The organism is Cyclobacteriaceae bacterium (assembly GCA_013141055.1).
Classification (GTDB): Bacteria; Bacteroidota; Bacteroidia; order Cytophagales; family Cyclobacteriaceae; genus ELB16-189.
The window spans coordinates 1,028,560-1,053,081 of sequence record JABFRS010000001.1; the positions used below are offsets into that span (position 1 = coordinate 1,028,560).

The 24,522-nt window shown below is 42.2% G+C and carries 15 protein-coding genes; 7 read left to right on the top strand and 8 right to left on the bottom strand.

The features are described 5' to 3' along the window. Positions 1 to 2 precede the first annotated feature (2 nt). On the bottom strand, positions 3 to 2,462 hold the full coding sequence (gene lon / locus HOP08_04455; GenBank protein ID NOT74158.1) for an endopeptidase La: 2,460 nt from the start codon (positions 2,460 to 2,462) through the stop codon (positions 3 to 5). Positions 2,463 to 2,601: 139 nt separating this feature from the next. Here lon and HOP08_04460 point away from each other — a divergent pair, with 139 nt between their 5' ends. Beyond that, positions 2,602 to 4,575, top strand: a complete 1,974-nt coding sequence (locus tag HOP08_04460) for an OmpA family protein (GenBank protein ID NOT74159.1) — start codon at positions 2,602 to 2,604, stop codon at positions 4,573 to 4,575. 85 nt (positions 4,576 to 4,660) lie between these two features. Here the strand turns inward: HOP08_04460 and rseP are convergent, their stop codons facing one another. The 3 genes from rseP to HOP08_04475 are packed head-to-tail and all read right to left on the bottom strand — an operon-like array spanning position 4,661 to position 8,815. Beyond that, positions 4,661 to 6,091 carry an RIP metalloprotease RseP gene (rseP, locus tag HOP08_04465; GenBank protein NOT74160.1) on the bottom strand — a complete coding sequence of 477 codons (1,431 nt, stop codon included), beginning with the start codon at positions 6,089 to 6,091 and terminating at the stop codon, positions 4,661 to 4,663. 31 nt (positions 6,092 to 6,122) lie between these two features. Continuing rightward, positions 6,123 to 7,286, bottom strand: a complete 1,164-nt coding sequence (locus HOP08_04470; GenBank protein ID NOT74161.1) for a 1-deoxy-D-xylulose-5-phosphate reductoisomerase — start codon at positions 7,284 to 7,286, stop codon at positions 6,123 to 6,125. Between the two features lie 32 nt (positions 7,287 to 7,318). Next, complete coding sequence (locus HOP08_04475; GenBank protein ID NOT74162.1) at positions 7,319 to 8,815, bottom strand: GH3 auxin-responsive promoter family protein; 1,497 nt, start codon at positions 8,813 to 8,815, stop codon at positions 7,319 to 7,321. 100 nt (positions 8,816 to 8,915) lie between these two features. Here HOP08_04475 and HOP08_04480 point away from each other — a divergent pair, with 100 nt between their 5' ends. Beyond that, complete coding sequence (locus tag HOP08_04480; GenBank protein NOT74163.1) at positions 8,916 to 10,346, top strand: PDZ domain-containing protein; 1,431 nt, start codon at positions 8,916 to 8,918, stop codon at positions 10,344 to 10,346. Between the two features lie 31 nt (positions 10,347 to 10,377). Here HOP08_04480 and dnaA read toward each other — a convergent pair whose 3' ends face one another. Next, entirely contained in the window at positions 10,378 to 11,805 is a 1,428-nt protein-coding gene (dnaA, locus tag HOP08_04485; GenBank protein ID NOT74164.1) for a chromosomal replication initiator protein DnaA, read from the bottom strand. A 324-nt stretch (positions 11,806 to 12,129) separates the two neighbouring features. Between dnaA and HOP08_04490 the strand changes: the two genes are divergently transcribed. The 5 genes from HOP08_04490 to HOP08_04510 all read left to right on the top strand — a co-directional run bounded on the left by HOP08_04490 (position 12,130) and on the right by HOP08_04510 (position 20,960). After that, positions 12,130 to 13,206 carry a hypothetical protein gene (locus tag HOP08_04490; protein NOT74165.1) on the top strand — a complete coding sequence of 359 codons (1,077 nt, stop codon included), beginning with the start codon at positions 12,130 to 12,132 and terminating at the stop codon, positions 13,204 to 13,206. Continuing rightward, entirely contained in the window at positions 13,203 to 15,275 is a 2,073-nt protein-coding gene (scpA, locus tag HOP08_04495) for a methylmalonyl-CoA mutase (protein NOT74166.1), read from the top strand. Before HOP08_04490 ends, scpA begins: the two co-directional genes overlap by 4 nt. A gap of 175 nt (positions 15,276 to 15,450) precedes the next feature. Beyond that, positions 15,451 to 19,677: a CHAT domain-containing protein gene (locus tag HOP08_04500; protein ID NOT74167.1), complete on the top strand. Its 4,227-nt coding sequence runs from the start codon at positions 15,451 to 15,453 to the stop codon at positions 19,675 to 19,677. Between the two features lie 130 nt (positions 19,678 to 19,807). Continuing rightward, positions 19,808 to 20,377: a Crp/Fnr family transcriptional regulator gene (locus HOP08_04505; GenBank protein NOT74168.1), complete on the top strand. Its 570-nt coding sequence runs from the start codon at positions 19,808 to 19,810 to the stop codon at positions 20,375 to 20,377. Positions 20,378 to 20,525: 148 nt separating this feature from the next. Beyond that, positions 20,526 to 20,960: a polyketide cyclase/dehydrase gene (locus HOP08_04510; GenBank protein ID NOT74169.1), complete on the top strand. Its 435-nt coding sequence runs from the start codon at positions 20,526 to 20,528 to the stop codon at positions 20,958 to 20,960. A gap of 47 nt (positions 20,961 to 21,007) precedes the next feature. Here the strand turns inward: HOP08_04510 and preA are convergent, their stop codons facing one another. From preA to HOP08_04525, 3 genes are read right to left on the bottom strand one after another with little or no spacing between them, the layout of a single operon-like run. Next, positions 21,008 to 22,276, bottom strand: coding sequence for an NAD-dependent dihydropyrimidine dehydrogenase subunit PreA (gene preA, locus HOP08_04515; GenBank protein NOT74170.1), 1,269 nt, complete (start codon positions 22,274 to 22,276; stop codon positions 21,008 to 21,010). Positions 22,277 to 22,278: 2 nt separating this feature from the next. Next, positions 22,279 to 23,628 (bottom strand): NAD(P)-dependent oxidoreductase, encoded by a 1,350-nt coding sequence (locus tag HOP08_04520; protein NOT74171.1) that lies wholly within the window; start codon positions 23,626 to 23,628, stop codon positions 22,279 to 22,281. 11 nt (positions 23,629 to 23,639) lie between these two features. Further along, on the bottom strand, positions 23,640 to 24,473 hold the full coding sequence (locus tag HOP08_04525; GenBank protein ID NOT74172.1) for an acyltransferase: 834 nt from the start codon (positions 24,471 to 24,473) through the stop codon (positions 23,640 to 23,642). Positions 24,474 to 24,522: the final 49 nt, after the last annotated feature.

A 24,522-nucleotide genomic window follows, 5' to 3' on the forward strand; every position in this document is an offset into this window, starting at 1 on the left:
AATCAGTTCTTACGTTCTTCAAAGAGATTAAAGATAATCGGACGCTTAACTTTTTCCTTAAGCAAAGCAATTTTCAGGACCTCTTCCACAGTATTGACATAATGAAAAGTCAATCCTTTAAGATAATGGCTTTCAATCTCTTCAATGTCCTTTCGGTTCTTGGCACTCATCACAATATCCTTGATACCACTACGCTTCGCAGCAAGGATCTTTTCCTTGATACCTCCCACCGGAAGCACTTTTCCACGCAATGTTATCTCTCCCGTCATCGCTAATTTGGCTTTCACCTTCCGCTGGGTAAATATTGAAGCAAGTGATGTGAGCATAGTAATTCCTGCCGACGGTCCGTCTTTAGGAACCGCTCCTGCCGGAACATGCACATGAAGATCGTATTGCTGAAATACCCGGTGATCAATATCCAGGGATTCAGCGTTTGATTTCAGGTAGGAAAGTGCTGCGATCGCTGATTCCTTCATCACATCTCCAAGCTGCCCCGATAGCGTAAGCTGTCCTTTTCCACGACTCAGGCTGGATTCAATAAAGAGAATATCCCCGCCTACCTGTGTCCAGGCCAGTCCGGTTACAACACCTGCAGTTTCATTGTCCTGATACAACTCTTCGTCAAAAACTTCCGGCCCAAGGATCTTCACAACATATGTTTCCTTGATCTCTTTCTCAGCTTTCTCTTCCATCGCTACCGCTTTGGCAACGCTTCGAACTACAGACCCTATCTTCCTTTCAAGATTTCGTACACCAGACTCTCTCGTGTAATGACTAATTATTTTTAACAACGCTTCCTTACTGAATTTAACATCTGTGGTTTTCAGTCCGTGTTCTTTCAATTGCTTTGGAACAAGATGCTTTATTGCAATTTGAAGCTTCTCCTCTACCGTATATCCTGTTATCTCAATGATCTCCATTCGATCGCGCAAAGCAGGCTGGATGGTATCCAATGAATTTGCTGTGGCAATAAAAAGGACTTTTGAAAGATCGTATTCTACTTCCAGGTAATTGTCGTTGAATGAATTGTTTTGCTCCGGATCCAGGACTTCCAGTAATGCTGACGATGGATCACCTCTGAAGTCGGTACGTATTTTATCGATCTCGTCCAGAACAAAGACAGGATTTGATGACTTGGCCTTTTTAATGTTTTGAATGATTTTTCCAGGCATAGCACCGATGTAAGTCTTGCGATGTCCCCGAACTTCCGCTTCATCATGAACTCCACCAAGAGATACGCGTATGTAATTTCGTTGCAATGATTTGGCGATTGATTTTCCAAGAGATGTTTTACCAACTCCGGGAGGTCCGTACAGACAAAGTATCGGGCCCTTCATATCCTGCTTCAATTTCAATACGGCGAGATACTCAAGAATACGTCCCTTTACTTTTTCAAGACCAAAATGATCTTTGTCCAGAATTTTTGAAGCACGCTTCAAATCAAAATCATCCGTGGTGTATTCGTCCCAGGGCAGGTCGAGCATGAGCTCAACATAATTCATCGACACCGGAAACTCCGCAGCCTGAGGATTCATTCTGGTAAGCTTATCCAGTTCTTTTGTAAAATGATCCAGTGCTGCCTTGGGCCATTTTTTAGTTGCACCGCGCTTACGAAGCTTTTCAATTTCTTTATCAGGACCATCATATCCCAATTCGTCCTGAAGCACTTTGATCTGCTGGCGAAGGAAATAATCTCTTTGTTGCTGATCGATATCTGTATGAACTTTCTTATGAATCTCGTTCTTGATCTCCAGCATCTGGATCTCTTTCAACATAAACTGCAGCAACAGCGTCCCACGATCGATGATGTTTGCAGTCTCAAGTATCTTTTGCTTTTCAGTAACCTCTACATTGAGATTAGAGGAGAGAAAGTGAATCAGAAAAGATGTGCTCTGTATATTATCTAGCGCTACCTGAGCCTCCTGAGGAATCTCAGGGTTGAGGCGAAGGACTTTTGATGCTGCATCTTTCAATGATTGAACAAGCGCCTTTACCTCTTTGCTATCGAGATTTAATTTTGGCTCGATCAACAGATCAACGTGTGCTGTGATATGAGGATCTTCCTGAACAAACTCTTTAACAGAGAAACGGTTCTTACCTTGAATAATGATAGTTGTATTGCCATCGGGCAACACAATCATCTTAATAATCCTTGCTACCGTTCCGAAGCGATAAATATCTTCAATAGCAGGCTCTTCCATCTGCTTATTTTTCTGAGCAATGACTCCAACAATACGATTGCCCTGATAAGCTTTTTTGATTAGCCGTATAGATTTCTGACGCGTGACAGTGATTGGTATAACAACGCCGGGAAAAAGGACGGTGTTTTTTATTGGGAGGATAGGCAGTTCTTCTGGAAGGTCTTCGGGCTTTAGGTCAGACTCCTGTTCAGGATTAATCAACTGCACCAGTTCTTCTGAGTCTTCCTGCACGTTTGGGGTAATTTCGAGGGATTTAAACATGTTATAAATGCCAATATGACACAGAAAAACTGTGCCGTTCGTTATAAATCAATTGCTCTCAATATGGTCAATACAAGTGCCAAAGCGTTGTTTATCAGTCAAAATTATTTCAACTTTCGGTAATACGGTGGTGAATTCAATTTTTTTCCAACCTGTGAAAGCCCATTTTTTCATACTAATTACCCTTCTTTCAACAGTTTTTGCGCAGAATACCCATGCACAAAAGCAAAAGAAAAAATTCAAACAGGGAGCCACAATACAACTAAACGACTCCGTTACCTCTTTCAGTCAGTCTGACATATTCGCATTTCAGAACGTAAACAAGGTTTCCTTCTACTATGATGGGGCAAAAATTAAAAAGCTTCAGGAGCTGAAGGCAGAAGGACCTACTCAGAAATACTACGACAACTTAAAAAGCTACGTCAGGAATTTTGGAATGCAAAACTTCCATGAAAATACCGCCATGCTTTGGGAGCTGGCAAAACTTTCAAAACAATTCGGTCAACCTGGAGAATCCATTCTGCTTTATAAGTTGATTTTGAAACACCATCGCCAGGGACTTAATATTCAGGATGTGTATCGCGAGTATGATTCTCTTGAACGTGATAAGAAAAAATATTATGTGCCACTTGAATACTACTATCAGTTGGTTGATTACCGAAAAGAAATTGATACACTTCATCCTCCTCATTCTGTTCTTGTGAACATGGGTGATGATCTCAATTCAAAAAAAGAAGACTACGGTCCTACTATCGGCAATGTTGACAACCTCATACTTTTCACTTCGAAAAGGAACAAACATCAGCAGGGAGAAAGGAGTTACGATGAGGATTTATTTTTCAGCACACGCATGGATGGCTATTGGGGTCCGGCGAAAGAATTTAAACTGATCAACACAAGTTATAATGAGGGTTCAGCCTGCCTGAGTCATGATGGCAAGTACATGGTATTCTCACGTTGCAATACGCCTGAGTCATCCGGCAACTGTGATTTATACAGCGCGGAAGTCAAGAATGATTCTGTCTGGACCAATATCAAAAACATGGGGCCTGATATTAACAGCAGCGGATGGGATTCCCATCCTTCCTTAACACATCAGGGTGATACACTTTACTTCGCCTCAAATCGCGTTGGGAGCTTTGGACTTTCGGACATCTATTTTTCTGTGAAAGACAAAAAAGGAATCTGGGGCAAGGCACAGAATGCCGGACCGGTCATTAATACGGTCAACAGTGAGGTAAGTCCTTTCTTTCACCACACATTCAATGTTCTTTACTTCAGTTCGAATGGACATCCCCTCAACTTCGGAGACTTTGATATTTATAAAACGACGCGTCATAAGAATGTATGGAGCGAGCCTAAGAACATTGGACCACTTGTGAATGGTGCCGGTAGTGAATATTACTTCACCATTGATTCAAAATCAAAAGATCTTTACTACGCACGATCAGAAGAGGAAGACAAAAAGAACCTTGATCTTTTTTCGTTTTCTGTTCCCATGGAAGCACAGCCGGAAGCCGTCACACAATTGAAGGGAACTTTAAAAAGCAATGAAGGCAAACCCATGAAGGGAATTGTGTCTGTCATTGACCTGGATAATAATGTTGAGGTTTCCCCCAAATTTCTCCGTGAAGATGGATCCTTTGATTTCAGTCTTATCAATAAAAGAAATTATCTGCTGATCATTCAGGGGGACGAATTCTTCAGGATTGAAGAAATATTTTTTCTGAATGGCGATATGGAAATTAATAAAGTCGCGGAGCCAATTGAGAGCAAAATTGCTTTTGAGTCATTGGAATTTGAAAATGGCAAAGCAAATATTCTTGAGGCGATGCATTCTGATCTCAATAAGATCGCCAATTTCCTGATCGATCATCCGAAATTGAGATTAAGCATTTCAGGCCATACGGATTCAGACGGGAAGGAAGATTCGAACTTGAAACTCTCGCAGGCAAGAGCCGATGCAATAAAAAAATACCTGGTCGATGAATTTAAAATCGATGGAGTAAGAATTGTAGCGATTGGGTATGGAAGTGCAAAACCTATTACGCAGGAAATCACAAGCGATCACAAGCAGCTGAATCGAAGGGTTGAATTTGAGATCTTTAATTAAGAAGAAAGATAAGTTCCAAAAGAAAAAGACCTTTTGCTCTGAATGATGTAGAGCAAAAGGTCTTTCTGTTTTATAAGCGTTTAGATTATTGGAAGAATTTGGCAATGTCGTTATAGAACACAAACACCATGAGCACCAGAAGCATTGCCATACCGATCTTCAGGGCAGTTTCAAAAACTTTTTCACTTGGCTCACGGCCACTGATCATTTCATAGAGAAGGAATACAACATATCCACCGTCTAATCCCGGAATTGGCAATAGATTCATAAATGCCAAAACCATAGAAAGAATACCCGTCATTCTCCAGAAGCGTTCCCAATCCCATTCAGAACCAAAAGCCTGGGCCATTCCAATCGGACCAGAAAGTGATTTACTAAATGAAAGTTCTCCAGTACCGATCTTCTTAAATGCCTTTAACTGTGTAAAGATGATACCAAATGCACGTTGAGTTCCCAATACAATCGATTCTCCAAAGCTGTATTTAATATAAGCAAGATCATTTTTATCAAGAACTTTTGCCGAGAACCCAATCATTGGTTGATTCTTGAATGGCTCGCTGAAAGCGAGTATCTCTTCTCCCCGCTTGATCTTAAATGAAAGAGTATCAAGCTTTCCGCTTCTGACAAACTTATCAATCTGATCCTTGTAGACTACAGGCTGACCCTGAACTTCAATAAATTGATCACCCGCTTGCAAGCCAGTCTTTTTGGCAACACTGGGAACCATAAATTTGTGCTTGATCGTATCGATCTTGTCACCTTTCATTTTCAACTCCAACTCTTCAATTTCAACCTCCGCCGCTACCGTTCCAACGACTGCTGGAATACGGGGTGCAATAAATGTTGCTGCCGCAGCCTTGCTGTTAAAGTTTTCGATAAAGTTTCCGGGAATATCAATTCTGACTTCCTGTCCATCACGATCGACTGTGAAATAGGATGATTCTGTTAATAACACATCAGGCTTAATGATGTCCTGAAAATCCTTGTAGTCTTTGCCATTGATCTTAACGATCTTATCACCTGTCTTTAAGCCAATCTGTTCGCCTAATTCAAGAGCCTGAATCCCTCCGTGGTTGTTGATGTAATCCTTCGGGATATAAGTGTCACCAAGGGCATAGGTAAGTCCGATAAAAATAGCGACACCAACAATTACATTGACAATGATACCACCCAACATGACAATCAATCGTTGCCATGGTTTCTTTGCACGGAACTCCCAATCCTGAGGCGCGGCTTTCATGGCCTCTTTATCCATGCTCTCATCAACCATCCCAGCAATCTTGACATAACCACCAAGCGGGAACCACCCGATACCATATTCAGTATCACCTTTCTTAAGCTTGAAGAGTGAGAAGTTCATGACGTTAGCCATGGGGAATAAAAAGTCGAAGAAGAGATAAAACTTTTCAACTTTGATTCCAAAAGTCCGGGCCGTGATAAAATGCCCCCATTCGTGAACAACAATTAATATTGAGAGGCTCAACAGAAGTTGGGCCGTCATGATCATTCCCTCCATGCTTTAGCTATTGATTTTTAAACGTTGCACTTTACTTTATAAATTCATTCGCCCTGATCCTGGTCAATTTATCCGTTTCCATGTAATCTTCCAGGCGCGGATCAGGGATATAATCTGATTTTATCAAACATTGTTCCACTAAATCCGACATTTCTAAAAATCCAATTCGTTCTTTTAGAAATTCTGCCACTGCCACCTCATTTGCTGCATTCAGCACGCAAGGCATGTTTCCACCACGTTCCAGGGCCTTAAACGCGAGCGCAAGATTACGAAAAGTTTCTGTATCAGGCTTTTCAAAGGTAAGGGATGAATAATTCGCAAAATCGAACCTTGGAAAATCAGATTTCAACCTCAAAGGATAAGATAAAGCAAACTGAATCGGTAAACGCATATCCGGCAAACCGAGTTGTGCCTTGATAGAGCTGTCTTCGAATTGCACAAGAGAATGTACAATGGATTGAGGGTGAACCACCACCTCCACCTGTTCCGGCTTAAGTCCAAAAAGCCATTTTGCTTCAATCACCTCCAGACCTTTGTTCATCAGCGAAGCTGAATCAATTGTCACTTTGGAACCCATCGTCCAATTAGGATGCTTTAATGCCTGAGCCAGTGTGACTTTTGATAGATCATTCTTTTTCTTTCCACGAAACGGTCCACCGGATGCTGTGAGAATAATTTTTTCAATGCGATTATGAAACTCTCCCACGATACACTGAAAGATTGCAGAGTGTTCTGAATCAACCGGAAGAATATTGACACCTTTTTCACGGGCCATTCTGGTAACAAGTTCTCCGGCAACCACAAGTGTTTCTTTATTTGCAAGTGCAAGGGTCTTTCCCGCTTCAATAGCTTTGATAGTGGGCTTTAATCCCGAGTATCCTACCAGGGCGGTAAGGACAACATCAATAGAACTCATTTCAACAACAGATGAGAGAGCACTTTCTCCAGCATAAACTTTTATGTCCTCGCTCTTCAGCGCCTGCTTCACTGTTTCGTAATGATCTTCATTAACGATGACAACAGCGTTCGGCTTGAATTTCTTTGCTTGTTCAATGAGAAGTCCGGCATTATTCTGCGCCGTCAACACCTCCACCTCAAAAAAATCAGGATGCGACTCAATTACTTCAAGAGTTTGTTTACCGATTGAGCCGGTGGAGCCGAGGATGGCAATGCGCTTTTTTATTGGTTCAGGGATCAAGATTCAGATTCTAAGGTTGGGTAATTCTTTCAGGCCTTCATTCTTCCTAACTCATCCGCAATCTTCCTGTCATTTGCCAATCTAGGCACTTTATTCTGACCGCCAAGCTTGCCCTGTGATTTCATATAGTCAATGAATGCATTTTTCTTCAATGAGTTGATCTTTAAGACACTCAAAATACTGCCCCGAATCAGGTCGTCATAATAAACATTCAACTCCCTCAGTTTGTTATCCAACTCCTGAACAAAAGCATTCATGTTATTCGGAGTCTTCGCAAACTCTATCAGCCACTCATGATGTGGCAATCCTTCTGAAGGCGTTACCTGTGGCGCAACAGTAAACTCTACTAATTCAACTTCCGGAAATTTCTGCATGGCAAACTTCATAGCCTTCTCCACTTCCTCGCCAATCACATGCTCGCCAAATGCGGAGATAAAATGCTTGATACGACCCGACACCACCACACGATAAGGATCTTTAGAAACAAATTTCACAGTGTCTCCAATGGAATATCCCCAAAGACCAGCATTGTTATTTATAATGATCGCATAGTTTTTTCCGAGTTCCACCTCCCCAATTGATAACCGTGTTGGATTCTCTGAAAAATATTCTTCGGTTGGAATAAACTCGTAGAAGATCCCGCAGTTTAGCAACAGCAACATTCCTTCATGCTTCTGCGAATCCTGATATGCCATAAAGCCTTCTGATGCCGGAAATAATTCTATTGAATCAATTTCCTTTCCGATAGATTCGATCAACTTCGCTTTATACGGCCCAAAGTTGACGCCCCCATAAACAAACATTGAAAAATTAGGAAAAACATCTTTGATCTTCTTTCCCGTCCGAGCCTGAATGCGATCAAAATACATTTGTACCCACGGTGGTATACCAGAGATCAGCGTCATGTCTGAAGTAATAGTCTCATCGATGATCCTCTCAAGCTTCTCCTCCCAGTCTTCTATAATATTTGTCGCATAACTCGGTTTCTGATTGCTTCTTAAATAGGCCGGCACATGATGATTCGCGATGCCTGATAACCTACCTGTCTTTATACCCGCTGTTTCATGCAACTCAGGACTTCCGGAAAGAAAAATCAGATTCCCATCAACAAAAGATGCCTTACCAGTCTCATGAATATAACTTAACAAGGCATTGCGAGCGCCATCAATATGATTTGATATCGATTCCTTCGTGATAGGGATGTATTTCGTTCCGGATGTTGTTCCGGACGTCTTTGCAAAATAAATAGGTTTGCCTTTCCAAAGAACGTCAGACTTTCCTTCCAGAACTTTTTCCAGGTAAGGTCTGAGCGCTTCATAATCGCGAATCGGAACCTGCTTTTTAAAATCAGCATGTGATTTGATATCAGAGAAGCCATGATCCTTGCCAAACAGCGTCTCCCTGCCTCCATTAATCAGGTCCTGAAGCACTTGCTCCTGATAAAAGTCGGGTCTGGAGGACCACTCTTTGGTCTTCCCTGCTATGTAGGCTGCAAATGGCTTAGCTAATACCGACCGAAATCCCATTATTTAATAGATTAAGGGTACAAAGGTGTGTACCAATCCCAACTTAATAAAATCGTGATCGTTTTATATTTGTATATCAATTTTGACAGTTATTAAGACTATGGCAAACACACTCAGAACCATCGTGATAGGATTTTTGGCAGGGCTTTCCGGGGCTTTCGTATTCTATAAGCTTCAACCTCAGAATGTTCAAAAGGTATCTGAGCCTCAGTTTCAGGCAGCTGACTTCAAAAGTTCTGATACTTTCAGTCCAGCGGTGTCAATTCCCTCTCCTGCCATGCCCGCTGAAAATGTTGATTTCAGTGTAGCAGCAGCTAAGGCAATTCCAAGTGTCGTTTATATTAATAGCATTTCTCAAAGCGGTCCCTCTTATTCTTACTGGGATATGCTCTTCAATGGTGGTGGTCAGCAAACTCAGGTGAGCAGCGGCTCCGGAGTAATCTTTACTTCCGATGGGTACATCGTAACAAACAATCACGTAGTAGAAGCAGCGGAAAAGATCCAGGTCATTTATAACAAGAAAGTTTATGATGCAGAACTGATTGGAACAGATCCCTCCACTGATCTGGGAGTTTTAAAAATAAAAGAGACTAATCTGCCGGCGATAACATTAGGCAATTCAAAAACCCTTGCGGTAGGTGAATGGGTTGTTGCTGTAGGAAATCCCTTCTCACTTTCTTCAACAGTTACAGCAGGAATTGTAAGCGCTAAAGGAAGACGCATTAACATTGTTGAGGACAAATTCCCAATTGAGTCTTTCATTCAGACTGATGCTGCCATTAATCCTGGTAATAGCGGAGGAGCTCTTGTTAATAAGAGTGGAGATCTCGTAGGAATCAACACCGCCATTCTTTCAAGAACAGGATCTTACACAGGCTATGCGTTTGCAGTACCCGTAGACATTGCAAAAAAAGTTGTGAATGATCTTATCAAGTATGGCATGGTTCAAAAAGCATTTCTGGGTGGAAGTGTAATTGAATACGATTACCAGACGATTGCAAAGTACAGTCTCAATCCTGCTGAAAAAGACTTCAGAGGTGTTGTCCTGGCAGAGCTTGATAAAGTCGGATCTGCTAATACGTCTGGCCTCAAGCTTGGCGACATCATTATCAAGATCAATGACAAAGAGATCAACAGCAAAAGTGAATACGAAGAAGAGTTAAGCTATCACTATCCCGGAGACAAAATCAACGTCACTTATTTGCGTGATGGAAAAATCAATACTGTTTCAGTATCTCTTGTAAATCGCACGGGCGACACCAGCATTGTTCGCCGAAAGATCTATAATGCCTCAACTTTAGGCGTGAGCCTGGAGGCAGTTGAATACGGAGTGAAGGTGCATAATATTCAGGATGGCTTAATGAAACGACTTGGTATCCCGGAAAACTATACGATCATTTCCATCAATCGTGAACGCATTAAAAACCCCCAGGAAGTGGTTGACTTCTTTACGAAATACAAAGGCAGGGTTTTGCTTTATGGGATCAACAGTTCCAAGGTGGAAATGCCACTTCAGTTTATCCTGCAGTAAATCAATTTTAGGTTTGAAATTAGATGAGATCCTAAGATGCCATTCTCATCTTAAGCTTCTTGGTCAGTTCTTCAACTGAGTTCTTGAAGTTAGGATCGGCCTTCATCATGTCTTCTACAGACTCCAGGGCATGGATCACAGTGCTGTGATCACGTCCTCCAAAGTTCTCACCAATTAAGGCAAGTGTAAGCTGAGTGTAGCGCTTGCAGAAATACATTGCGACCTGACGTGGAATAACAATCTCACGTTTCTTGACTTTGCCTTTCATGGCATCCAGCTCAACGCGGAAATAATCCCCAACTGTCTTCTGAATAAAATCAACGCTGACGTCGGCCTGGATTTCTTTAACGATATTCTTCATTACCTCTTTCGCAAGATCGAGGTCAATATCTTTCTTTAGCAACGTAGCATGGAAGATCATGGAGTTAAGTACTCCCTCCATGTCACGAAGGTTGGTATCTACGCTATAAGCAAGGTATTCCGCAACTTCCGTAGGAATTTCAATTCCATCGGATTGCATTTTATTATGAATGATCGCAAGCTTGGTCTCAAAATCAGGCTCTTGCAAATCTGCTGTTAGTCCCCATTTGAAACGCGACAATAATCTCTCTTGAAATCCTTTCAGATCACGAGGCGGGCAATCGCTGGTCATAATGATCTGCTTGCCTGTCTGATGAAGCTGATTGAAGATGTGGAAAAACATCTCCTGAGTTTTCTCACGGCCTGCGAGGAACTGTACATCATCAAGAATGAGCAAGTCAACCTGCAAGTAAAAATTCTGAAACTCCTGAAGCTTGTGGTTCTGCAGTGCGTTCAGAAATTGATTGGTAAAATCATTCTGATCTACATACAATACAACCTTATCAGGAAGGTTTTGCTTGATCTCGTTACCGATCGCCTGAACGAGGTGAGTTTTTCCTACTCCCACACCACCGTATAACATCAATGGGTTGAAAGAGGTGATGCCTGGCTTCTTTGCCACAGCGACCCCTGCAGAGCGTGCAAGTCTATTACAATCACCTTCAACAAAATTATCAAAGCGATAGCTTGAGTTGAGGCGTGAGTTTACTGTTTGAGGATTGAGAGTTTTGAAGGTGAAAGGAGAATACTCCTCCAGATTGCCATTTCCGTTTGAATTGTTAACAGAATGCTTTCCACCACCATTGGGATAATTAACTGTAAGCGGTGCGTTACGTTGATTACCGCTGTCAATAATAACAGAGTATTCAAGCCGCGCATTTTCACCCATTACAGTATTGATTGCTTTCTTAAGAACCGGAACATAGTTCTCTTCAAGCCATTCATAGAAGAATTGAGAGGGAACCTGAATCGTTAAGACATCACCTTCCTGACGTAATGGTACAATTGGCTTGAACCACGTAGCGAAATTTTGCTCGTCAACTTGCTTCTTAATAATTTCGAGACAGTCGGTCCAGACAGTTGCACAATCAACCTCCATAAAGAATCAAGTCAGATGGATTTTAGCTTCCGATTTTTTGGAAGGGAGACAAAGGTGTAAAAATCAGGACAACAAAAAAACAAAAACGCATCTTGATTTTACTGATTTTTTCTTGTAATGAATTGCTTTGCTCAATTGTTTGACAGCGATGAGTATCAGATAGTTATTCTCAAATTAAATTAGATGGCTCCGAAGCTCAGGAAGCACTCAATCAGGCGTTTTCGTCATTAAAAAACCGCAACTTGTAGGCTTAATAACAAAAGAGAACCCTTTCATAAAATTAGGCCCTCTATATATTGTATAAATGGACTATATCGCTTCAATTTGACAACTAATACGATTGCATTGGAGAAAGACAATCAAAATAAGTTAACTGGCTTTAAAAGTGCCCAATCACTTGCAAATTGGGAAGCAGCGGCCCGAGAAGAATTAAATGGGGCTGATCCAGTTGAAAAGCTAATGCATCAGGGCAAAGACTGGGTAATCAAACCCTTTTATGTCCAGGATCAAAATCCACCCTCCCCGCTCCTGCCAGTTTCCACAAATGACTTCCTGGGTGCCCGCACATGGTACAATTGTCCGCTGGTGCAGGTAAGGGATCCAAAAGAATCAAATTTCAAAGCTCTTGAATACCTCCGAGCTGGTGCCGACGGAATTTTATTCGAACTCAATTCACCGACTGATTTTAACACTCTGCTCAATGAAATAGAGTGGAAATACTGTTCTCTGAATTTTATTGCAACTGCCCATCAGCAGGTTCTCTCTCAGGGGCTGAACACATACATCAGTCAAAATAAAACTGAAAACATTTCTTTCCACGGGGCATTCTTTGGAAACACTCCTCTTCCCATAAAAAATTCAGAGTTCCGTTTCTCCGGATTTCAGTTTTCAGAATCTTCCTCGCCTGTTGAGGAAATCGAAACAATATTTAAAGACATTTTAAAGGATTCCAGAGATGGTTCGCTGATTGATTTCTTAGCCATCAGCATTACCATTGGAACTGATTTCTATTTAACGATCGCCAAGCTACGGGCTATGCGCATGGTCTGGAAAAAATACCTGGATGCAATTCAATCGAAATCAGATCAGCCGCTTTTCATTCACGCTCACTCCCGCCCATGGATTGATAAGAATTTCCAGCCACACGGAAACATGTTGAAAGGCACATACGCTGCTATGGCTGCCATTCTCGGTGGATGCGATGTGCTCACTATAGAGGAAGAAGATCCCAACAATAAAACAATGTCGCGTGAGGCCTGTAACATATCAAATGTTTTGAGAGAAGAATCGTTTCTCTCAAAAGTGTCGGACCCACTGGCCGGATCTTACTTTATTGAAGACCTCACTCAACAGTTAACAGAAAGTGCCTGGAAGAAAATTCAAACTCACTTGCCGAAATGAAGAAGAGCACGCAACCTTCATGGCAATCTCCGGAGAAGATTCAGATCGAACCTGAATACTCTTTCAAACCCTTTGATCATTTAAAATACACTGCGGGCATTCCTCCATTTCTCAGGGGACCTTATGCTACGATGTATACTGTGCGGCCATGGACGATACGTCAGTATGCAGGTTTCTCAACGGCTAAAGAGTCAAATGCATTTTATAGAAGGAATCTTGCCGCAGGCCAGAAGGGCTTGTCTGTTGCTTTTGATCTAGCAACACATCGCGGGTATGATTCCGATCATCCACGGGTAGCAGGTGATGTCGGCAAAGCAGGTGTTGCGATCGACTCGGTACTGGATATGAAAATATTATTTGATCAGATTCCTCTTGATCAAATGTCTGTGTCGATGACAATGAACGGCGCTGTATTGCCGATCCTCGCTTTTTATATTGTTGCAGGTGAAGAGCAGGGTGTAAAACCTGAACAACTCAATGGCACCATTCAAAATGATATTCTAAAAGAATTCATGGTACGCAATACTTATATCTATCCTCCGGCGCCATCCATGAGAATCGTTGCGGATATATTTTCTTATTGTGCTAAGCGAATGCCGAAGTTCAATTCGATCAGCATCAGCGGCTACCACATGCACGAAGCGGGGGCACCTGCTCATCTTGAACTTGCCTATACACTCGCTGATGGATTGGAGTATATCCGCGCTGGACTTAAGGCAGGTATTCCAATTGACGACTTTGCACCAAGGCTATCATTCTTTTGGGGCATCGGCATGAACTTCTTCATGGAGATTGCAAAGATGCGTGCTGCCAGACTATTGTGGGCGAAGATCGTTCAGGACTTTAACCCAAAAAATCCAAAGTCAATGGCATTGCGAACGCATTGTCAGACGAGTGGATGGAGTTTAACCGAACAAGATCCTTATAATAATGTTACACGCACCTGCGTCGAGGCATTGGCAGCAGTCTTTGGCGGAACTCAATCCCTGCATACAAATTCATTGGATGAAGCCATTGCTCTTCCTACTGATTTTTCTGCCCGCATTGCACGTAACACACAACTTTATCTTCAGAAAGAGACCGGAATTAACAGGGTGGTAGATCCTATGGGTGGCTCTTATTATGTAGAGTATCTCACGGATCAATTAATCCAGAAAGCATCGGCACTCATAGATGAAGTTGAAAGTGTGGGCGGAATGACAAAAGCCATTGAAAACGGAATACCCAAGCTCCGGATTGAAGAAGCTGCCGCAACAAAACAGGCAAGAATTGACTCAGGGATGGATGTAATCGTTGGTGTTAACAGATTTACAACTGAAGAGAAACCTGATTTTGAAATTCTTGAAGTGAACAATGCCAGTGTAAGACAGGAGCAAATAGAAAGACTGGAGAAACTCAGAAAGGAACGTGATCCGAAAAAAGTTGATGAGGCATTGAATGCTTTAGCAACTTGTGCAGAAACCGGAAAGGGAAATCTTCTTGAGCTTGCAGTAGTAGCCGCTCGGGAAAGAGCTACGCTGGGAGAGATATCTCTGGCGTTGGAAAAAACTTTCGGCCGCTACAAGGCTTCAATGCGAACCATTTCAGGTGTATATTCAAGTCAGATGAAAAACGGAGAGACGATCGAAGAGGTAAGAAAGCTTTCAGATCAGTTTGCAAAGCTGGATGGACGTCGTGCAAGAATTCTCGTTGCAAAGATGGGCCAGGATGGACATGATCGTGGAGCAAAAATTATTGCCACAGGTTTTGCAGATCTTGGTTTCGATGTAGACATCGGACCATTGTTTCAAACACCGGATGAGGTAGCAAAGCAGGCAATTGAAAATGATGTCCATGTGGTTGGAATTTCCAGTCTCGCAGGCGGACATAAAACACTGATCCCTGAATTGATCGAGACATTAAAAAAAGTTGGTCGCCCTGATATTCTTGTGGTGACGGGAGGCGTGATCCCAAGACAAGATTATGACTTCCTTTATGATGCAGGTGTTACAGGAATCTTTGGACCCGGCACACCCGTTACCGATGCGGCAAGAATAGTATTGGAGAAATTATTGAGTTCCGCATCCTGATCATTTAAGTTTAGTGGAAAATCTGTAGGTGGTTTTTGTGTCTTCCACATGCAGATGTGGTCAAAAAATTCCGCACTCCTAATTCCAAAATTCTGTATCTTTAAGATTAAGTTTTTTAGAAGTCTCAACCGAGGCGGTTACCCGCCATGTGAACCCTGGATTAAAAAATCATCGCATGAAAATGAAAATTACGATCTCCCTTTTTCTACTTGTTTTTTGTGTGAGCACGCTGTTTGCTCAATCGAAATATGACAAAGGCCTTCTAAAGGCTGAAGCTTCTTATAAAATTGGTGACTATGCAGGGGCGAGAAAAAATCTGGAGAAGATCCGAAAGAAAATCAATTCCAAGCTCGGCGCTCAGAATCAATACACTGCCGGTATATATCTTTCTCTGGCAAAATATGATCTCTCTTCAGGGATGCCTGTTGATTTTGAATTCAATCTTCAGAATGCACTTAGCTCCAGCAAAACGCTGAATACAGAAAACAGCGAAAAACATGGCGCACTTCTCATTGATGCTGCGGAACTCTATAATCAGAATGGCTCATACCGCGTGGCGACTGAGTATCTGAATAATGCCAAAAAGATTCTTGAAGCGGGAACCTGGTTCAAAGATCCATTGAAAGCACGTTGGGATCTTATCATGACTGAAACATTAACTGGTCAGGGATATTATAATGAAGCACTTGAACTCGCAGAAAGCAGAGTTTCCTATTTCGCAGGAAGGGCTGTTAAGGCTGAGACGATTTCTGATGGTAAAGGTGGATTGAAAAGCGTGAAGATTCCTGAACTGGAATTAGACCAACGCTTCGATGACTACGCTAGATTACTTACTGACATAGCGATGACGCTAAGCCGTAAGGGAGATCAGGTCAAGGCAGATCAGGCTTTCAGTAAGGCAAAGGAATGGATCAGAAAAAATCCAGGAGACCATTCTATACCCTATGTGAGAAATCAATATTACTATGGACTTATGTTCATAGACTATGAGATGGCTGAGGTTATGGAAAAGAGTGCTGAATTTGACCGATCACTTCTGGTATTAAAATCATTCTTCAAACCAACTCATTATCTTGGAATTCAACTCTATGAAGAATACTTAAAACAACTGCTTCGTGAAGACAATACTGCACGATTCTATAACACCAAGCTCGAGTATGAAAAGATGATCAACAAGCAGTTTCCTGGTAAGAGTATTTACCAGGCTCGGTTAAAGGCTGTTGAATTTGACAAGAAGCTTGCTAATGATAAGACCAAGAAACTGGAAAATGATGCGAACGCACTTTTAACCAACACCACCTCTCTTCCGAGGAACAATATTCTCACAACGGAAATACTTGATTTTCTTGTAACTCTTTCACTTCAGGATAAAAAGTATGTGAACGTAGAAGGATATTTAAAATCCATTATCGAGATCAAGACCGAGCTCTTTGGAGCTGCAGCTCCTGAAACACATCTCGCACGCCTTCAACTTGCCAATTTTTATCTTGACTTCACCAATAACATCGCAGAAGCAGGAAAGATCTATGACGAAAGCTATTTCAAGATTCTGGAAAAGCAGATTGGACCCTGGCAAAAAGACAATCTGAACATCCTCAACCATGCTGCCGTCTATTTTGAATTGAATGATCAATACAAAAAGGCAGTATCCACACTTGCCAAAGCAGCTGAAGTGGCGAGAGCCAAGTTCTCAGACAAAGATCCGAAATATGGCGAAGAGCTTACACGAATTGCAAAACTCAATATTCGCCTGGGTCAATACGAAGAGGCCGATAAGAATATTACACTAGCTCTAACCATACTCGAAGAAGTCAGAAAGGAAGAAAAGTATAAGGGAGCCATGGTGGAAGCCATTGATACCCAGGCTTCCCTTTTCGGAATTAAAGGACTATTCGACGAAGCAGAGACGGCATTGGAAAGATCATCCAAGATCATATCAAAAGCAGAAGGCCCTCTTGGAATCGATGAGCTCACCACCGCTCAGGATCTTTCAAGCTTGTTCATTCAGTTAGGAAGGTATTCTGAGACAAGCGAGATCCTGGATAACCTCATTAAGGAATATGAAAAACTTTATGGCCCTCAATCTCTGCGATTGATTGAGCCCCTTGTCAATAAAGGAAAACTCCTGCTTGCTCAAGGGGATTATACAACTGCTGACAAGATTGCATTACGTGCAAATCAGATTGCCACGACTATCTATACTGATAAGTCGACCAAAACCGCTTCTACTCAAAAGCTGTTGAGTGATATTGACTATGCTATCGGTGATTATGATAAAGCTCAGGACAACGTTCTAAAAGCACTCGCCAGTCAGGAAAAACAATTCGGACGCAATCATATAGATGTTGCCAAATCCCTTTCACAGCTTAGTCTTATTAAGTTCTATAAAGGAGACAGCAAAAAAGATGTTGAAAAAACAATGATAGAAGCCCGCGATATTATCGGGGCGCGTTTAGGAAAAGATAATCCTCAGTATGCCGACATTTTAAAGAACGTCGCGATTCTCTATATCTCCAATAAGCAATATGATCTTGCCTTCAGCGCTCTTACTCAGGCAGAATCTATCTGGCGCTTAAAGACAGGAAGGAAAAACAGCATCCAGGCAGCTTCTATTTTTGCATTGACCGGAGATGTGTACTATCAGTTGAAAAAATATGATAAGGCCGAAGAATTCTATAAGAAGGGAAAAGACTTATATGAGAAATTCTTCAGTGACACCCACCCTGAATATGTGAAAATCCTCTCCAAGCTTGCGCGCGTTTATTATATGGAGAAAGATTACAAGGGCGCCAAGAAAAATATAGAACTGGCGTTGACCAACTACGAGAATTTCATCAAGCAATTCTTCCCTGCACTCAGCGAACGTGAAAAAGCAAAATACTGGAACACGATCAAAGGCGACTTTGAATTCTATAACACGCTTGCATTCGGTCAACTGGATGACTTCCGCGATCTCAGTGGTAAAGTTTATAACTATCAGTTGCTGACAAAAGCTCTTTTACTAAGCAGCTCTATCAAGATCCGTGAACGTATCCTGAACAGCAAAGATGAAAATCTGAAAGCGAGCTATAACCTTTGGGTTCAACGTAAAGAGTTCCTCACCAATGCATTATCAATGAGCACACAACAGCTTACGGATAATGGGATCGATCCTGTTGCACTGGGGAATGAGGTCGAGCGACTTGAACGTGAGCTAAGTGAGAAGTCTGAAATTTTCGGTCAGAGCTTTGAGAACAAGAGGATCACGTATGAAAATGTTCAGTCTGCCTTAGGAAAAAATGATGTGGCAGTCGAGATGGTTCGCTATCGCTACTTCAATCATACGTTTACAGATTCGATCATCTATGTTGCTTTGTATGTCAAAGGTGAAAAAGGACGTCCACAGGCGGTAGAATTACCGGAAGGTCACCGGATGGAAACACGCTACTTTAAATATTACAGAAACTGTATTACAGGTAAAATCCCTGATCAATATTCCTATAAAGTATTCTGGGAGCCGATACAAAAAGAGATCGGGCAATACGCAACGATTTACATTTCCACTGATGGTGTTTACAATCAGATCAATCTCGAGGCGATTCCAACACCCGATGGGAAATATGTTATTGACAACTCAAACATCGTAATGGTGAGCAATACAAAAGATCTGTATATGCGTAAAGCCAAAGCGAAATTTGCAGGCACCACCAGCACTAATAATGCTTCCATGTTTGGAAATCCTACCTTCTACCTCACAGCATCGACCGATCGTCAGTATGCGGAATTACCGGGAACTGAAAAGGAAGTAGATGAACTTCAGAAATTATTAAAGCAAAAGGGCTGGGTCACCGATGAATACATGGAAGGCAGTGCAAGCGAAGACAAGGTCAAGCTTCTTGACAATCCAAGAATATTCCACATCGCTACACACGGATTTTATACCAAAGCGCAGGATGCCAGCTTACAAAAAACTCTAACAGAGAACGAAGCCATGATGGCAGAAAATCCTTTGATGAAATCAGGTCTTCTATTATCCGGTGCTGGTGATATCCTGGCAAAGACCACATACAACTACAATATCGAAAGCGGTGTATTGACAGCGTATGAGGCAATGAGCCTGAATCTGGATCGAACTGACCTTGTTGTATTGAGCGCTTGTGAAACCGGTCTGGGAGAAATTTCCAACGGTGAAGGTGTTTATGGTTTACAGCGTGCCTTCTTTGTGGCAGGAGCAAAAGTGCTTATCATGAGTATGTTTAAAGTTGACGATGATGCTACTCAAAAGCTTATCCTCAATTTCTACAAGAAGTGGCTGGTAAGCGGCAACATGAGACAAAGTTTTGTGGAAGCCAAAAAAGAACTGAGAACGGAATACCCCGAACCGATTTTCTGGGGAGCGTTCATGATGATTGGCCAGGACTAACTACCTGGATGATCATTGATTTGGTGATTTGATGCTTGAGTAATCCTTAGCCATCAAATCACCTTTTTTATTTGGAACTATTTCAGGGCAATCCTGAGCCGAAGTTTTTCAACCTACTTTTCATTTCGCAATGTCAGAGTTAGAAAAATACATTCAAACTTACTTTGGCGTCAGTCTCGAAGAACTTTCAAAGATCAGTTCGTTTTTCAAACCTGTACAATTGAAAAAAGGGGATTACTATCTCAAAGCAGGTCAGAAGTCAGATCGTCTGGGGTTTGTACAATCTGGCATCATTCGCGAATTTCTATTGGTGGGCGACAAGGAAGTAACAAAGTGGATTTCTACGAAAGGTTATTTTGTCGTTGATCTTTCCAGCTTCCTGTTCGATAAATCCGCACGTTGGAATATCCAAGCCCTCACGGATTGCGAACTCTTCATCATTGACAGCAACAGCTATCGAAAAATAGCAAGTGTGATTCCCGCATGGCCGGAACTGGAAAAATTATTCATTGCACGATGCTTCACCCTGCTGGAAGAACGGATTGTCACACATCTATCAATGACCGCAGAAGAGCGCTATAACCAGCTCTTCAAGTTTAATAAGGAACTATTTAATCAAGTACCTCTTCAATACCTGGCTTCCATGCTGGGAATGACGCCAGAAACCCTCAGTCGCCTAAGAAAAAAAGCGCTTTCATGACTTCTTGATTTTTGTCAAGAGCAACTGCTGATTTCACCTGGATATTTGAGTCGTCAAAAACAAAACGACCATGTCCACGAAATCATTTCTATTGACCGTCATTGGTTTGGCGGTTTTACAAAGTTCAGTCGCTCAAACAAAATCAACTATGAAAAGCATTAACAATCAGGCACCGGTAAAGTGCAACAAAACAATTACTATCAACGCCAGTAAAGCTGAAGTATGGAATGTCATGGCAAATATTGCCCAATGGCCTGCGTGGCAAAAAGACATTGCAAAGACAAAGCTTAACGGACCGCTGAAGGTTGGCACTACGTTCGACTGGAAAACGGGAGGGGCAGGAATTCATTCGACACTGCACACGATCGAACCAGGTTCACAATTAGGATGGACTGGTAAAACCTTTGGACTGCTTGCCATTCATAACTGGACGCTGACAGAAGTCGATGGTAAAACTCAAATCTTCGTGGAAGAAAGTATGGAAGGTTTACTGGCCGGAGTATTTAAAAAAGCATTCAATAAAAATCTTGAGAAAGGAATGGTCTCCTGGCTGGACTTTTTAAAAGCAGAATGTGAAAAGTGAGTAAAAGTATAAAGCGAAAAGCATGAGCCTTTTCGCTTTTATATTTTCTAATGATCATTTAAAGGCAACCCTTTCCTTTGGAACTCTTTCCAGTTGAGGTACTCATCACCCTTCCGGTGAACTTCCATGGTAATACAATTCTCCACCGGACAGATGAGCTTACATAAGTTACATCCTACGCACTCCTCATCTTTTACCGTGTAGGTATTGTAAGGCATTCCCTGTGTCAGATTAATGGATTGATGGGAACCATCTTCACAGGCTATGTAACAAAGTCCACAGTGAATACACTTATCCTGGCTGATCTTGGCAATGATATGATAGTTTATGTCAAGATCTTCCCAGTGAGTAAGATTCGGAACAGACTTTCCAATAAAATCGTTGATCGTCTTGAATCCCTTTTCATCCATCCAGTTATTCATACCATCACACATATCTTCCACGATCCGGAACCCGTGCTTCATTGCGGCAGTACACACCTGAACAGAAGTTGCACCCAGCAGCATAAATTCAACAGCATCCTTCCATGTACTGATGCCACCAATTCCAGAGATGGGAACCTTTCTTGTGGTTGGATCCTGACTGATCGTGGTAAGCATTTTCAATGCGATGGGCTTCACAGCTGGTCCGCAGTATCCACCAAATACAGACTTACCAGCAACGTTTGGATTGGGAACTAATGTATCAAGATCAATACCCGTTACTGATTGAATTGTATTGATCAATGAAAGCGCATTCGTTCCTGCTTCCACTGAAGCTTTACCAGTAGGCACGACAGAATGAACATTGGGCGTCAGCTTTGTTATCACTGGAATTGTTGCCTTCTCCATTACCCACTCCACAACCATTCTCGCAATCTCCGGATCCTGACCCACTGCCGCACCCATCCCCCTTTCGGTCATTCCATGAGGGCAACCAAAATTCAATTCCAGTCCATGTGCCCCTGTATCCTCCACCTGACTGATCAACTCATGCCATTTCTCACGACTGTTGTCGGCCATCAATGAAACGATCATAGCGCGATCCGGAAACAGTCTGACACATTCTTTAATCTCCCGGAGATTTATATCAAGTGGACGATCACTGATCAATTCAATATTATTAAAACCCATAATGCGGGTTCCATTATAATCAACTGAAGAATACCGCGATGAAACATTCTTCACCTGACTTCCTAATGTTTTCCAAACAACTCCACCCCATCCCGCTTCGAAAGCACGCAAAACATTTACCTGCTTGTCTGTTGGAGGAGCACTCGCTAACCAGAATGGATTAGGAGATTTAATGCCCAGAAAGTCAGTGGATAAATCGGCCATAGTTATTTCTGATCAGCGTTTAAATAATTTAAAATTCCCTTCGCCCCATCTTTTCCAGCCTGCACAGCATCCACCACTTCCTTACCTCCATTGACAGCATCACCTCCTGCAAATACACCTTTGAGATTGGTAGACTGAGATTTGTCAATGACAAGCTTGCCAGAATTATTATTTAGCGAGTTATTTTTAATCAACTCCTCAAAAGGAACCTGACCAGCCGCTTTAATTACCATGTCAACATCCAACAACATGGTTTGCCCTGTAGCAATAGGAGATCTTCTTCCGCTTTTATCCGGAGCACCCAACTTCATGATGTTGCATTCAAGTTGTGACACCTTTCCGTTCTTATCAATTACTTTATTCGGTGCTGTGAGCCATAAAATATTGCATCCATCCAGCTTTGCAATGTTAAGCTCCACTTCCGTGCAAGGCATCTCCTCCTGGGTTCGTCTGTATACCAATGTTACCTCCTTGGCACCCAGTCTTTTGGCTTGAGTAGCTGCGTCAATGGCGGTCATGCCCATACCAATTACTGCGACTTTATCCCCTACCGGTATCGATGAATAGCCTTTTGTTCTGATGTCATATATGAATCGAATGGCGTCAATCACGCCTTCTGCATCTTCACCAGGAATATCCAGTTGTCTTGCAACTCCAACACCAATTCCGAGATAAACAGCATCATAATTTTTTTGCAGATCAGACAAAGAAATATCCTTCCCCAACTCCTGGCTGTACTTAATATCAATACCACCTACTGAAGTGATGTAGTCTACTTCATCTTTGCAGAATTCCGGCGTGACTTTGTAGGCTGCAATTCCATAGGTCATCAGACCTCCGCCAAGAGACTCCTTCTCATAAATGGTAACATCCACACCTTCACGGGAAAGTACATGTGCACAACTCAATCCTGCAGGCCCCGCTCCTACAATAGCAACTCTCTTTCCAATGGATGGCTTGCGTTCAAAAAGCTTCCACTTCTTGCCCATCGCCATCTCTGTAGAATAGCGTTGAAGTTTTGCAATATGAATTGGCGTTTCTTCAAGGAGATTATAAACACAGGCACCTTCACAAAGTTTTTCAACAGGACAAACTTTCGAGCAGCCCGCCCCCATTATATTTGATTCAAATATTGTGCGTGCCGAACCCTTTACATTATCTGTAGTGATTTGTTTAATGAACTTGGGGACATTAATACTGGTCGGGCAACTCTTGGTACACGGTGCATCATAGCAAAACAAGCAACGATTGGCTTCAATCAATGCAGCCTCCTTGGATTCAAACGGAGGATGTATATCTCCGAAATTCTCCTCGTATTGCTTTTCCGTTAATCGGTTATTTATGATCGCCACGCATTGTTTGCTTATAGTTCAACTAGTTTACCGTAGGTCTCAGGACGTCTGTCGCGAAAGAACTGCCATACACTTCTCACTTCATCAATCATATCGAGATCAAATTCTCCTATCAGCAGTTCATCTTTGTCTTCAGAAGCTTGCGCAAATATCTGACCCCGTGGATCCACGAAATATGATGATCCATAAAACTTACCCAGATTCCATGGCTTCTCAGTGCCTACACGATTGATGCATCCCATAAAATATCCATTTGCCGCAGCATGCGCAGGCTGCTCAAGTTTCCACAAGTACTGTGACAAACCTGCCACCGTTGCTGATGGATTGTAAACGATCTCTGCTCCGTTTAATCCAAGGCAACGGGCCCCATCCGGAAAGTGACGATCGTAACAGATATAAACACCCACCTTTGCATAGCGCGTTTGAAATACCGGGTACCCAAGATTGCCTGGTTTAAAAAAGAACTTTTCCCAGAATCCTGAAGTATGAGGAATGTGATTCTTCCGATACTTGCCAAGATATGTTCCATCCGCATCGATGACCGCTGCCGTATTATACAATACACCTGCCTGCTCTTTTTCATAGATAGGAACAATAATCACCATGCTGTATTTCTTTGCATACACGGCAAGACGTTCCGTAGTTGGCCCTGGCACTGACTCAGCGGAGTTATACCATGCCTTATCCTGTCCCGGACAGAAATAGGGAGTGCTGAAGATCTCTTGCAGGCAAAGTATCTGAACACCTTTCTTACCAGCTTCCTCAATCAAAGGAATATGTTTCTGGATCATTGCTTCCATGATCTCAGAGATTGTTCCTTCGCCCTCCGTTTTTGGTAAGCTCATCTGGATCAATCCTGACTTAATCTTTCTAGCCATTACTTTGTGAGTTTTG

Bases quoted from the DNA above. Each gene is read 5' to 3' on its own strand.
- preA (NOT74170.1), bottom strand. From the start codon at position 22,276: ATGGCCGATTTATCCACTGACTTTCTGGGCATTAAATCTCCTAATCCA.
- HOP08_04505 (NOT74168.1), top strand. From the start codon at position 19,808: ATGTCAGAGTTAGAAAAATACATTCAAACTTACTTTGGCGTCAGTCTC.
- HOP08_04500 (NOT74167.1), top strand. From the start codon at position 15,451: ATGAAAATGAAAATTACGATCTCCCTTTTTCTACTTGTTTTTTGTGTG.
- HOP08_04510 (NOT74169.1), top strand. From the start codon at position 20,526: ATGAAAAGCATTAACAATCAGGCACCGGTAAAGTGCAACAAAACAATT.
- HOP08_04475 (NOT74162.1), bottom strand. From the start codon at position 8,815: ATGGGATTTCGGTCGGTATTAGCTAAGCCATTTGCAGCCTACATAGCA.
- rseP (NOT74160.1), bottom strand. From the start codon at position 6,091: ATGGAGGGAATGATCATGACGGCCCAACTTCTGTTGAGCCTCTCAATA.
- HOP08_04525 (NOT74172.1), bottom strand. From the start codon at position 24,473: ATGAGCTTACCAAAAACGGAGGGCGAAGGAACAATCTCTGAGATCATG.
- HOP08_04480 (NOT74163.1), top strand. From the start codon at position 8,916: ATGGCAAACACACTCAGAACCATCGTGATAGGATTTTTGGCAGGGCTT.
- scpA (NOT74166.1), top strand. From the start codon at position 13,203: ATGAAGAAGAGCACGCAACCTTCATGGCAATCTCCGGAGAAGATTCAG.
- lon (NOT74158.1), bottom strand. From the start codon at position 2,462: ATGTTTAAATCCCTCGAAATTACCCCAAACGTGCAGGAAGACTCAGAA.
- dnaA (NOT74164.1), bottom strand. From the start codon at position 11,805: ATGGAGGTTGATTGTGCAACTGTCTGGACCGACTGTCTCGAAATTATT.